The sequence below is a fragment of the Megasphaera sp. UBA4233 genome, assembly GCF_002395615.1.
Classification (GTDB): Bacteria; Bacillota; Negativicutes; order Veillonellales; family Megasphaeraceae; genus Megasphaera; species Megasphaera hexanoica.
Map to the genome: position 1 here is coordinate 75,144 of NZ_DGXL01000019.1, position 13,299 is coordinate 88,442.

A 13,299-nucleotide genomic window follows, 5' to 3' on the forward strand; every position below is an offset into this window, starting at 1 on the left:
TTTAAACCTAAATGACACCTTCAAGATGGAGCATGATTTCTGCCATAATCGTCGCGCAGATAAATGTGCCCGACGATACCATCAGGGCAACGGGGACGATGCGCCAGGACAGTCTCTTGAATGCGGGGATATCTTTACCGAGGGACAGACCGCCATACGCCAGGATAGGCGTGCAGGCTGCCAGGAAGTTGACATTCTTGGTGATGGTCGTAATCCATTCGGCACCGGGGATGCCAGGAATAGAAATGACGACGGCGACAATGGAGACCCAGAATACATTGGGCAGCTTGTTCAGTACCGGGACGTGGGCGATGAGGATGCCGACAAAGCAGATGGCAATGATGATCAGGATACCGAGCCAGTCGTCGAGAGGATTGACTTTGAAACCGACGAAGTTAGCTACGAGGGTGAGGACGCCGGTGATGAAGAGGATGAGCAGGTCATCGCCCAGGGTAGATCCTTTTTTTGCTTCCTGTTCTTCCGTTTCTTCTTTTTTGATGTCTGCTGCGACGGCTTCTTCATTCTGTGCCATCGTTTCTTTTGTCTTGGCATTGGCCTGTTCTTCTTCGGTTACTTCATCTTTCCGTTTTCGGCCTGTAACGAGTTCATATACTTTGATGGTGACTGGCAGGGAAATGAACAGAGAGAAATAAATCCCGATGACCGATGTCATGAGGTTGGCAGCCCCGGCAAAGGCAGTGATTTTCTGTACTTCATCGGGAAATACGGCGACGATGGAACCAACAGAGGCGGCCATCATGCTGGCTGAACCGATGCCGCCGCCCATGGCAAGCGCATAGGGATGGAAGATTCCCGTGCGGGATACGATGCCGGCGAGAATGGAAATCCAGAGTGCCCCAAAGAGAGTTCCGCAGATGTACATACCCATGACGCCACGGCCTTCAGGGGAGAAGATGCCGAATTTTTCGGCGATGATAGCCACATTGGCTTCCCGGTCGATGGAGTAGCAGGCACCGATGGCTTCCCGGCCCATTTTCAATAAAATAGCCGTAGGAAGGCCGAAAATCAATGTGCCGAAGAAATGGCCGAATTCCTGCATGATCAGGGCCAGACCGGAATTCAGGAGCAGATGAAGGTTCGGGCCGATGCCCAGACCGATTTTGGCAATCAGGAAGAGCATGGTGATGCCCATGAGATTGCCTGCACGGGTCATCTGTTTTTCATTCAGGATGTGGAAGGATGGATAGGAAATGATACCGCCCAGTACCAGTGCATAGAGCATTGGCAGGAAGATGACGAGTCCATGTTTCTGGATGCCGATAAATTCTGCCACGATGACGAGCAGCAAGGCAAACACATGGATTTTCCAGTTTTTAATAAGGTCCAATTTAGTGCCTCCTAAAACATAAGATAAAAACATGAAAACATATATATAAATAATAACGGCTGCCTTGTTGCAACCGCCATTATTCTACAATATAATGTACCAGAATGCAATTGTATTTTTACGATAGACAGCATGCATGTCATACATTCCGCGCGGCCAGTATATCTAACGGTTCATTCGTGCGGATGAATGATGTTTGTGGGTTTTCTTTTAAAAATGCCAGTGCATAGGATATACAGGCCGTTGTGCCGTAGACGAGAGCGTCTTCATCGAGGTCGAATTCCGGTGTATGATGATTGCCACCAGTACCTTTTGACGGGTTAGCAATGCCTGTAAAGGTGAGGACTCCCGGATAGAGCCGGGTGAGGATAGCGAATGTTTCCGATGCCATCCACGGTTCGCACGTTGTCAGTATATCATTTCCCAGGGAGGCCGTTATGGCTTTTTCTGCCAGGGCCGCGCAGGTTTTGTCGTTGTGGACCTCATATAACGGTTTGGGTACGGGACCGCTGGTCCAGCTGCAATGGTAGCTGGCACAGGTGTGGTCCAGGAGATGATAAAATTCATCATAAAAGGGTTTGCCAGCTTTATCGTAATCAAAATAACGGCAGGTACCGCCAAAGGTCAGCTCCTGGGGGACGACATTCTGCAATTCACCGCTGTGGAGGCTGCCGATAGAGACGGCCAGGCACTGGCGTGGCGGGACAGCGCGCAGGCGCAGTCCCTGTAATTCCTGATTAAAGGCGGAAAAGCAGTCGATGGGACTGTGGCACAGGTCCGGACGGGATCCGTGACCTCCCTGTCCGTGAATGGTAATATCGAAACGGAACCCTCCCGCCATGGGGGCATCGGGACAGATGGCGATTTTACCCGTCGGGATATCCCAGCGCAGATGAGTGGCGTAGCATCCATCGATGTGATAACCGCTCTTTGTTTCCAGCCAGGGAACGATGTATTCCATAGCGTGTGAGTCTTCTTCTCCTTGTTCGAACAGGCAAATGATGGTGCCGGACCAGGTATCTTTACATTCATGCAATATCTTTGCCGCTACCAGCAGCATGGCGATGTGACCATCATGACCGCAGGCATGCATGACACCGGGAATCTGGGAGATACATGTCCTTTTTTGAGAAAGATTCATTGCTCCTTCCTGTACGGGCAGGGCATCAATATCGGCGCGGAGCAGCAAGGTGGGTCCCGGCTGTCCGCTTTCCAGGATGGCGGCGATTCCTCCTTTTTCAATGGACTGGGAGGGAATATGCCAGCCGCTCAGTTTTTCTTTTATATATGCCAGAGTCTTCGTTTCCTGCCAGGAAAGTTCCGGGTATTCATGACAGTGGCGACGGATTTCGACGAGCAGGGGGAATTGCGTTTCTACTAATTTTTTTATATCCAGAGACATGGAATAACCTCCTTGCAGTATAATTTTTCTACATTATAGCATATTTAAACAGTAATACAAGACGGAGCATGAGATTTCCTTATAATGGACCTGCAATGCGGTCTGGGATAACCTTGTAATTTTCAGGCATATCATAGTATAATTAAGTATTCTGATAATATATTACAGATTTATAAGCCGGGAAATGAACTGGAATTCTTCTGTTGTAGGAAATGGGGTGTAGCTGTTGAATCCAATTGTACGGCGCGTTCTGCGTGCTTTTCGTGATGCCGGTTTTGAAGCGTATATCGTAGGCGGGGCTGTGCGGGACCTGTTGATGAAGCGGCAGCCTCATGACTATGATGTGACGACATCGGCGAGGCCGGAGGAAATCCGTGCCATAGCAGAAAAAGAACACTGGCACACCGTAGAAATCAACGGAGAAGCCTTTGGCATCGTCGTCCTGGTCGTCGATGGACTGACTATCGAGACGGCTACATTCCGGGGAGAACGGTATGGAACGGACAGTCACCGGCCAGAAACAGTCTGGTACGCTTCCACGCTTCGTGAAGATGTGATGCGCCGCGATTTTACCGTCAATGCCCTGGCTATGGATGACGAAGGCCATATTTATGATTATACAGGTGGTCAAAAAGATATCCGTAAGAAACGTCTGGTTACCGTAGGCGACCCGCGGCGCCGGTTCAGTGAAGATGCCCTGCGCCTGTTCCGGGCTTGCCGGTTTACGGGACAGCTTGATTTCCTGCCGGTAAAAGAGCTGCTGCGTGCTATGCCGGCGGCATACGACCGTGTACGGGGATTGTCGCTGGAACGGGTCGTGTCTGAAATTGACCGGCTCATGGTAACGCCGGTTGCTTATAAAGGTCTTGATGTCCTCGTCCGCAGCGGCCTCGGTCAGTGCAGCTGCCGGCAGAAAGAAAATGGCATCTACCACGAAATCCCCATTCTGCCGGAACTGGCCCATCTGCCGGATACACCACAGTCGCTGCCGTTTCATGCGTTTGATGCCTGGTTCCATACCCTGGCCGTCGTCGCCCATACGCCGGCTGATCCGGTTATCCGCTATGCTGCGCTGTTTCATGATGTGGCGAAGGGACTGCCGGGAATCCGTGGCGTACACAAAGGCCGTCTGACCGATTATGGGCACGATGACAAAGGCGCCGAAATGGCTGCGGATATCCTGACCCGGTGGCATAAGAACCCGGCCTTTGTCCGGCGCATAGCCTGGCTGGTCCGGACGCATATGAAATTCCATTATTTTGCCAATACGGGCGAAGGGGATATCAATAAATGGCTGCGCCGGGAGGCATTATATGGCCCGTTCCGGCGCAGTGAAGAAATGGCAAAAGCCATCCGCCAGGCGACGGCTCTGGCTGTCGGCGATATCTGGGGATGCGGCCATGAACATACCGATACGAGCGGTACCGAATCATTTGGTGCCTTTATGGAAGAACTGGCGCGGGAAATGCCCGTCAGTACGAAAGACCTGCATTACGACCGCCGCCTGCCTGATGCATGTGGCCGCCGTACGGGGGACTGCCTGCGCAATCTCCTGAAACGCGTCCAGAATAAACAGCTGGAAAATGACCCGGCTGCGCTGCTCGATGCGGCAGAAAAATGGCTGAAACGCCATGAAGAGGCTGAAACTCAATGAATACAGAGGATAAAAAAAGACAACAATTCATGAAACGGCGTATTGCTGCATGCATCGTCGTCATGTTTACTGTATGTGCCGTCGTTTTTGGCCGGTTGTTCTGGCTGCAGGTCGTGAAGGGACCCAGCCTGTCCCGCCGGGCCGACGCCCAGACGGAAGAAAGCCGGAAAATTCAATCTCCGCGCGGTACGATTCTGGACCGTGATGGCCGGGTATTGGCTATCAGCGAAATGGCAAAGTCGCTGTATGCCGATCCTACTATGATCAACCGAAGTCCCAGTGAAATGGCCCATATTCTCGCCCCATATCTGAAAATAAAGGAAAGCGAGATACAGGAGCGGCTCCAGCGGGATACGGCCTTTGTCTGGCTGGAACGGACGATGGATCATGACCACTATGAAGCACTGCAGCAGGTGATAAAAGATGAAAAGCTGCAGGGGCTGCGGTTTAATGATGAAAACCACCGGTACTATCCCAATGGCAAAATGGCGGCCCAACTCATCGGATTTGTAGGAGAAAACGACCAGGGGCTGGATGGCATTGAAATGGTGCTGGACAAAGAAATAAAAGGGGATGTGCAGAAGTTCCATATTACGACAGACCGTAATAACGTTCCTATTCTCGAATCGGCGCTGGAAAAGATACTGCCAGACCAGGAACGGTCGGTCCAGCTGACCATAGACAGCACGATTCAATATGTCGTGGAAAAAGGGCTGGACGGCATCATGCAGCGCAATCATCCGTCAGGGGCCGCCATCATCGTCATGAATCCCAAGACAGGAGAAATCCTGGCGATGGGAAGCCGTCCGAATTTCGATCCCAACGAATACGGTAAGGGTAATGCGGAAGCGTATAAGAACCGGGCCGTGGTCAATTTGTATGAACCGGGCTCGACCTTTAAGCCGATTATGGCAGCTTCTGCCCTCGATTCGGGGAAATGGGATGTCAACCGCGTATACCATGACGTAGGATATATCGACGTCGATGACCGGACCATCCACAACTGGGATGATGCCGGCATGGGCAATGTCACCATTAAGGAAATATTGAAATTTTCCATTAATACCGGCATGGCATATATTGGCATGCAGATGGGCGGCCGCATAGAAACGGAATATGCCCGGCGTTTTGGCTTCGGCCAGCCGACGGGAATCGAACTGCCCGGCGAAGGGGCCGGCATCCTGTTTGATGCTTCTTCTATGAGCCGTGTCGATGAAGCGATTATGGGCATCGGCCAGGGCAATGCCGTGACGCCGCTCCAGATGGTCCAGGCTTTCGGGGCTATTGCCAATGGCGGTCATATGATGAAGCCCTATGTAATCAAAGAAATCGATAATCCCGATGGTTCCATTTATAAAAAGGCCGAACCGACAGAAGTCGGTCAGCCTGTCTCGGCCGACGTAAGCAAGACCATCAGTAAAATCATGGCAGAAGAAATTTCTTCCGGCGGCGGACAGAATGCCCACATTGCCGGGTATGATTTCTGCGGTAAGACAGGGACGGCTCAGAGGCTCAACGCCGAGGGAACCGGCTATGCGGAAGGACAGTATATTGGCTCCTTTGTCGGCTTTGGGCCGTTGGAAGATCCGCAGTTTGTCGTCCTCATCGTCGTCGATAATCCATCAGGCGTCTATTATGGCGCCCAGGTAGCGGCACCTGTATTCAAAGAGATTATGGAAGAAATTGTACGATTTAAGGGAATTCGTCCATCTCATGGGCAGGAAAATCTGCTGCCACGTCGAAAACAAGAAGAGAAGGGGCAGCGGCGCCATATGCCGGAAATTCACCGCAGTGACGACGGCATCCTCATGCCATCTTTCATTGGCTGGGATAACCGGGAAGTCAATGACTGGCTGGACAAAGCCGGGCTTGGCTTTGTGCCGAACGGAGCCGGACGCGCCGTATATCAGAGTCCGAAAGCAGGTACATATGTCAGGGATGGCGATGATGTCCACGTGACATTCCTGCGTTAAAAGGGGGAGTTTTTGTGTTATTGTTAGATGGGAAGGCTGTAGCAGCCTTTCATCGTGAGAGGGTAGAGAGCAAAATTTACGATTTCCAGGAACAACATATCCGTCCAGAACTGGCTATCGTCCTGGCCGGTCAGGATAAGCCCTCGGCGATGTATGCCTCTTCGATGCAGCGCGTAGCCCGCAACGTCGGATTATCCGCTGAAATTTACCGTTTGTCCGAATCGGTAAGCGAACGGGACATCATTTCCATGCTCGAACATTTCAATGAGCAGAAACATATTTTTGGCATTCTCATGATGATGCCCCTGCCGCATCATCTCAACGCTTCACGGATCATCAACTGCATCAGTCCCGATAAAGACGTAGATGGACTGACCGATACGAATATTGCCCGCCTGTTTTCCGGGAGGTCCGGATTTGTACCGTGTACGCCACGTGCCGTTATGGCCATTCTGGATTATTATCACATTTCACTGACGGGGAAGGATGTCGTTATCATTGGCCGGAGCAATGTCGTCGGCAAACCACTGGCCCAGCTCTGCCTGAACCGCAATGCGACCGTTACTCATTGCCATACGCGCACCCATGATCTGAAAGCCGCGGCACGGCGGGCGGATATTCTGATCAGTGCCGCCGGGGCGCCGGGACTCATAACGGCCGATATGGTCAAACCGGGAGCTGTCGTCATTGACGTAGGAATCAACCGCGTCGATGGCAAGACTGTCGGCGATGTAGATTTCGAAGGCGTTTCCCAGGTTGCAGGGGCACTGACACCCGTGCCGGGTGGCGTAGGTGCCGTTACGACTATGATGGTTTTGGAAAACGTAGTCTGCCGGGGTGCATGGACGGACTAGGTTTATTATAAATAATATGATGAGAATGGAAGGTGTTTAGTCATGCATATTATGGATAATTTCCTCATTTATTACCTGCAACGGTTTGACAAGTACTGCTTTGAAGTAGTACTGCACGGCCATACCTATACCATAGGGACGGGCAAACCCCTGTTCCGCGTATTGGTGCATAAGGATATTCCTAAAAAAGAACTCCTTACGTCTACCTCGCTGGCATTGGGCGAAGCCTATATGAAAGGCGATATCGAAGTGGAAGGAGATTTGTTCGTCGTCTTAAAATGCATTCTCGAACAAATCGACCAGTTTTCCCTGGACCGGTCAGCTGTCAACAATCTTCTTTATCCGTCAGAAGATAAATCGACACAGCGCGAAGAAGTATGCTCTCATTACGACCTGGGGAATGATTTCTACAAACTCTGGCTGGATCCGACCCTGAGCTATTCCTGTGCCTATTTCAAACATGATGACGACACGCTGGAACAGGCACAGCGCAATAAAGTAGATTATATTTTATCCAAACTCCATCTGGAAAAGGGCATGAGTCTCCTCGATATCGGCTGTGGCTGGGGCTTCCTGCTCATAGAAGCAGCCAAAAAATACGGCGTAACCGGTTATGGCTGCACCCTGAGTCACGAACAATGGGCCATGGGGCAGGAACGCATCAAAAAACTGGGACTGGAAGGACAGATCCATATTGACCTTATGGATTACCGGGATCTGCCCAAAAAGAGACTGAAATATGACCGGCTGGTCAGCGTCGGTATGCTGGAACACGTAGGCCGTTCCCAGTACGAACGCTATATGTCCATTGCCAATCAGATTTTGAAGCCGGGCGGACTGTTCCTTCTCCATTATATTGATGGCCGGGACGAAAAAAACAGCAATCCCTGGATGCGCAAGTATATCTTCCCCGGCGGCACACTGCCGACAGTCTATGAAATCCTGAAGCTGGCTTATGATGGCGATTTCCAGATCCTCGATGTGGAAAGTCTGCGCCGTCATTATTATCGCACTCTAAGCTGTTGGTATCACAATTTCCAGAAGGTACGTGACCAGGTAGCTGCCGATAAGGGAATGGAATTCGTCCGCATGTGGGACTTATACCTCTGTGGTTGTGCCGTAGCATTTTATATCGGCTATATCGACGTCCATCAGCTGCTCTTTACCAAAGGGACGAACAACGATCTGCCTATGACACGCTGGTATTAATCTGGAATATAAATTTTAATGTATTTTGTTCAATCCTCTATATGGCAGGAGACAAAGGGGAACTGAGTATGCTATACTAATAGTATGATTTACTTTTTCATGTCAACAAAGCTTTTTTCTAGAAGGAGGTATGAACATGGCAGTAGAATTTTATAAATGTGAATTATGCGGCAATATCATTGCCGTCATCAAAAACGGCGGTGGCAAGAATCTCGTCTGTTGCGGCCAGCCGATGACCCATCTTGTGGCAAATACCGTAGATGCATCGGCTGAAAAGCATACACCGGCAATTGCTAAAGAAGGGGCTATGCTGCAGGTGACCGTAGGTTCGATAGAACATCCCATGCTGGACAACCATTACATCGAATGGATTGCCCTGGAATGCGATGGCAAATTGACCTTTAAGTACCTGAAACCGGGTGAAGCTCCCAAAGCTGATTTCCATGCCGTGGATAAGGGTACTGTATATGCATACTGCAACCTTCATGGCTTATGGAAGGCTGATATTTAGAAAGTATAGGCACGAGCCTGAGGCGGAAGTCTCTGGCGTTATGTAACAGGTGGGGCTGTCTTACGGGGCAGCCCCTGTTTTTTTAGGAGGGAAAGGGCTTGAAAAAAATATGGTTTGTCCGTCATGGAGAAAGTGCTGCTAATGCGGGTGAAGCAACCCGGGATCATCGTACGATACCGCTTTCCTCTCTGGGGGAAGAGCAGGCCCGGGCTGTCAGCATTATTATCCCCAAACCGAAGCTTATCATTACATCCCCTTACCTGAGGGCCCGGCAGACGGCAGCTCCGCTCATGCGGCTCTATCCCGATGTACCTGTAGAAACGTGGGATTGTGTCCATGAATTTGTCTATCTGTCACCCCGCACCTGTACCGGTACGACATCGGCCCAGCGCCGGCCCCGGGTCATTGCCTACTGGCGTCATCTGGATCCAGACTATGTGGACGGCGACGATGCCGAATCATACAAGCATCTCCTGCAGCGTATCCACCAGACCATAGACCGGCTTCGCGGCCGTCCCGAGTCGTTCATCGTCGTTTTCAGCCATGCCCAGTTTATGCGCAACCTCCTTTTGGTCATGCAGGAACCGGATCTTTCTCCCCGTGACTATATGAAACGGTTCCGGAAAAGCGCGACTATCCGCAACGGTCAGATCGTAGAAATCCGGCTGTAACGGAATTTGACAGAACTGGCCTTTCATGGTAAAATACTATCACTGCATTGTGTGCAGCCTATTTTATTTTAAACTATGAGGTGATGTAGAAAATGGCAACGAGGAGAGACCCGCGTTTTAAAGAATGTCGCCGGTTCGGACTGAATGTGTACGGACATCCTAAGGCATTAAAACGCGTCAAAAAAGAACAGCGTCAGAAAAAAATGTCTGAATACGGTACACAGTTACTGGAAAAACAGAAGCTCCGTGCATATTACAACCTGCTGGAACGTCAGTTTGTCCGGTATTATGATAGAGCAAAGAAGATGGAAGGTGTTACGGGCGAAAACATGCTGAAGCTGCTGGAATGCCGTCTTGATAACATCGTTTATCGCATCGGTTTTGCTAATTCCATCCGCCAGGCACGTCAGATGGTCAACCATGGCCATATCCTCGTCGATGGCAAACGTTGCGACATTCCGTCCGCCCGCGTAAACGTTGGTTCCGTCGTATCCCTGAAAGAAGCTTCCCGTTCGAACGAAATGTTCAAGAAATCCTTCCAGGAACTCAAATCCTTCGATGTAGCTTACATCGACAAAGATTTCGACAACTTTGCTGGTACCCTTACCCGCATGCCGGAACGTGACGAACTCCCAATCGAAATCAACGAAACACTGATCGTCGAATTGTACTCCAAATAATAGACAATATATCTGGATTACAACAACCTATGCAGAAAACAGGAAATCCTATGGATTTCCTGTTTTTTTTTATTCCAGATCAGGTTTTATCGATGAGCCACTTATTACATAGCAACATGAATCTTTTTCCCACAGAATGCAATACCGTATTTCAAGACAGATGGTATCTGCTTCTGCTTGAATTCAGCTATATAATGCTGTTTTTCGATTATAAATCAGACACATCGCCTGAATCCGCACAGAATCGGTTGAGAATTTCGCTTTGGAAAACATGGGTCAGTTCAGCATTGGGAATCATGAGCTGGCAAAGGCGCCCATTGGGAACCGGCGTATTTTTTACAGCTGTCAGATAACCGGTCATCAATAAGAGCGTGTAAAGTCCGTCTTTATTTTGGGAAATATCCTTGTATATTAAACCTTCACGGATTATGGCGGCAACAGTACCGCCGTGCAAAAGAGTCAGTAGGTTTTTCTCCTGGTTTCTTGTGTTCCTTTGCAGCATATGCTGGATGATAGCATTCGAAGACGTATTTTCGTTCTAATGAGAAGAAATAGAACTGGATACTAGGGAGAATTTATGATATAATAATCTGTCACTATAGAGATAGAAAGGAACTTGTTATTATGTTGGGACGTTTTTCCAGAACGGAATTATTGCTGGGTCATGTTGCCATGGAAAAGCTGGCACAGACGACGGTAGCTATTTTTGGGATTGGCGGTGTCGGTTCTTATGTGGCCGAAGGTCTGGCCCGTTCCGGTATCGGTCATTTTGTTCTCGTCGATAATGATCTGGTCTGTCTGACCAATATCAACCGGCAGATTCATGCGACATCGAAGACGGTTGGCAAAAAGAAGACGGAAATGATGAAGCAGCGGATTCTGGATATCAATCCCCAGGCTGTTGTCGATACGATAGAAGAATTTTTTATGCCTGATGTAGCGGACAAGTTTTTCCAGCAGCACTACGATTATATCGTCGATGCTATCGATACGATGACCGGAAAAATCGCCCTCGTCGTGGAAGCAGATAAGAGACATATCCCTATTATCAGCTGCATGGGTGCCGGTAACAAGCTGGATCCTACGAAGTTTGAAGTAGCCGATATTTACAAGACCAGTGTGGATCCTCTGGCACGGGTCATGCGCCGCGAACTGAAGAAGCGGCATATAAAAAAATTAAAAGTCGTGTACTCCAAAGAACAGCCGTTGAAACGCCGTCAGAGCGGCTGCGGTGCCAACTGTATCTGTCCGCCCGGGAGCTCTCACAGCTGTGACTTCCGTCGTTCTGTACCGGGGAGTATTTCCTTTGTACCGTCGGTAGCAGGGCTGATTATTGCCGGGACTATTGTCAATGACCTGGTAAAAGACTGTATTGAAGACGATACGAAAGCAGAAGGACCGGGAACGGGCGTACTGAATCGCTGAGTTATCGAATATAATAATAATTTTGGAATCATGAGGATGGACTGAACGGGAATTGTCATCAAAGCTGTGATGGCAGTTCCTGTTTTTTTGCCAGATGCAGTATCGCAGCGCCATCAGAGGCTGTGGTATACTATAGTATATATTTAATAATAGATTAGGAGACCCGGATAGATGAGAGATGCTTCGTTTTTAGGAACCCAGCCGGTCAGCAGGCTGCTCTGGAAATTTTCAGTCCCGGCCATTACCGGTACGGTCATTACGGCTTTGTACAATGTAGTTGACAGTATCTTTGTTGGCCAGGGCATTGGTGAACTGGCACTGACAGCTGTCACCGTTGCCTTCCCGGTTCAGACCCTGCTCATGGCGTTTGGCATGCTCATCGGTGTCGGTTCAGCCAATATCATTTCTATCCGCCTGGGACAGGGGCGGACAGACCGGGCAGAAGGTATACTGGGAAATGCCTTTACCCTGATGTTTGCCATCATGGTTGTAACGACCGGATTGTTCCTGTGGTATCTCGATTCCCTGCTGCAGGATTTCATGGGAGTGGATCCGGCTGTCCTGCCCTATGCCCACGATTTCATCAGCATTATTCTCGTAGGCAGTGTATTCCAGCACATCGGTTTTGGCATCAACAATGTCATCCGCGCCCAGGGAGATCCACGGACAGCCCTGGCGACACAAATCATAGCAGGTATCATTAACGTCATACTGAATTACTTGTTTGTGTTCACGTTCCAGTGGGGAATCAGCGGGTCGGCACTGGCAACGGTACTGGCACAAGCCGTAGCGGCTGTCTGGGTCACCTGGTATTTTATCTGGGGCCCGGCTGTGCTGAAGCTGCGGTGGAAATATCTCCGTCCCCGGCTGCATAGTATACTGGATATCGTCAAAATAGGCTGTTCTCCCTTTATGATGCAGCTGGCTGCCACAGCTGTCATGGTCGTCTTCAATGTAAAAATCCAGTTTTATGGCGGCGTGACGGCAGTAGCTGCCTACGGCATCATAAACCGGCTTATGATGCTCATTTTTATGCCTGTCGTCGGCATCAGCATGGGGGCCCAGCCTATTTTAGGATTCAATTTTGGGGCCAGAAAGTATGACCGCGTCCTGCATACACTCCGCCTGGCTCTGTTGGCGGCAACGGGGGTCAGCATTCTGGGATTTATCATCGCCGAAGTGTTTCCCCAGGAAATCATCCGTATTTTTAACGATTCACCGGACCTGCTCCGCGTCGGGGTGAGAGCGATGCGTATATATCTGGTGATGACGCCCGTCGTCGGCTCTTCCATCATAGCGGGAAATTATTTCCAGGCCGTCAATAAACCCCTCTTTTCCCTGTTCTTTACGATCAACCGCCAGGTCTTTTTCCTCATTCCCTGTGTCTATCTGTTTTCATCGTTCCTGGGTCTGGATGGCATCTGGCTGGCCGGAGCCGTCAGTGACGGGGCGGCGTTCATCGTTACGACAGCGGCATTAGTCTATAATGTACGACAAATGAAAAAACGGATACCGGCCTAAACCGATGGGTGGTATGTATTGTCCTGTTATCATCAAGGAGACTGTCCTGTC

General features: G+C 50.0%; 11 protein-coding genes. 9 read left to right on the forward strand and 2 right to left on the reverse strand.

Features of this window, described 5'->3' with window-relative positions; genetic code table 11:
* Positions 1 to 7 precede the first annotated feature (7 nt).
* Both B2U90_RS05325 and B2U90_RS05330 read right to left on the reverse strand, forming a co-directional pair.
* Positions 8 to 1,348, reverse strand: a complete 1,341-nt coding sequence (locus tag B2U90_RS05325; protein WP_292017291.1) for a DUF3100 domain-containing protein — start codon at positions 1,346 to 1,348, stop codon at positions 8 to 10.
* 139 nt (positions 1,349 to 1,487) lie between these two features.
* Positions 1,488 to 2,750, reverse strand: coding sequence for a M20 metallopeptidase family protein (locus B2U90_RS05330; RefSeq protein ID WP_292017292.1), 1,263 nt, complete (start codon positions 2,748 to 2,750; stop codon positions 1,488 to 1,490).
* A gap of 226 nt (positions 2,751 to 2,976) precedes the next feature.
* Between B2U90_RS05330 and B2U90_RS05335 the strand changes: the two genes are divergently transcribed.
* From B2U90_RS05335 to B2U90_RS05375, 9 genes are all read left to right on the forward strand, one after another.
* The gene (locus B2U90_RS05335) at positions 2,977 to 4,404 is read left to right on the forward strand and encodes a CCA tRNA nucleotidyltransferase (RefSeq protein WP_292017293.1); all 1,428 of its coding nucleotides are present in this window, start codon (positions 2,977 to 2,979) and stop codon (positions 4,402 to 4,404) included.
* The gene (locus B2U90_RS05340; protein ID WP_113855628.1) at positions 4,401 to 6,377 is read left to right on the forward strand and encodes a penicillin-binding protein; all 1,977 of its coding nucleotides are present in this window, start codon (positions 4,401 to 4,403) and stop codon (positions 6,375 to 6,377) included. The genes B2U90_RS05335 and B2U90_RS05340 overlap by 4 nt, the downstream gene beginning before the upstream one ends.
* 14 nt (positions 6,378 to 6,391) lie before the next feature.
* The gene (locus B2U90_RS05345) at positions 6,392 to 7,231 is read left to right on the forward strand and encodes a bifunctional 5,10-methylenetetrahydrofolate dehydrogenase/5,10-methenyltetrahydrofolate cyclohydrolase (RefSeq protein ID WP_059075396.1); all 840 of its coding nucleotides are present in this window, start codon (positions 6,392 to 6,394) and stop codon (positions 7,229 to 7,231) included.
* A gap of 42 nt (positions 7,232 to 7,273) precedes the next feature.
* Positions 7,274 to 8,440, forward strand: coding sequence for an SAM-dependent methyltransferase (locus B2U90_RS05350; RefSeq protein WP_075581318.1), 1,167 nt, complete (start codon positions 7,274 to 7,276; stop codon positions 8,438 to 8,440).
* Between the two features lie 136 nt (positions 8,441 to 8,576).
* Positions 8,577 to 8,951 (forward strand): desulfoferrodoxin family protein, encoded by a 375-nt coding sequence (locus B2U90_RS05355; protein ID WP_200817493.1) that lies wholly within the window; start codon positions 8,577 to 8,579, stop codon positions 8,949 to 8,951.
* Positions 8,952 to 9,049: 98 nt separating this feature from the next.
* Complete coding sequence (locus B2U90_RS05360; protein ID WP_075581316.1) at positions 9,050 to 9,622, forward strand: histidine phosphatase family protein; 573 nt, start codon at positions 9,050 to 9,052, stop codon at positions 9,620 to 9,622.
* A 92-nt stretch (positions 9,623 to 9,714) separates the two neighbouring features.
* Positions 9,715 to 10,302, forward strand: a complete 588-nt coding sequence (gene rpsD, locus B2U90_RS05365) for a 30S ribosomal protein S4 (protein WP_059075392.1) — start codon at positions 9,715 to 9,717, stop codon at positions 10,300 to 10,302.
* Between the two features lie 624 nt (positions 10,303 to 10,926).
* Positions 10,927 to 11,727 (forward strand): tRNA threonylcarbamoyladenosine dehydratase, encoded by an 801-nt coding sequence (locus B2U90_RS05370; RefSeq protein ID WP_292017294.1) that lies wholly within the window; start codon positions 10,927 to 10,929, stop codon positions 11,725 to 11,727.
* 171 nt (positions 11,728 to 11,898) lie between these two features.
* Positions 11,899 to 13,248 carry an MATE family efflux transporter gene (locus B2U90_RS05375; protein WP_292017295.1) on the forward strand — a complete coding sequence of 450 codons (1,350 nt, stop codon included), beginning with the start codon at positions 11,899 to 11,901 and terminating at the stop codon, positions 13,246 to 13,248.
* Positions 13,249 to 13,299: the final 51 nt, after the last annotated feature.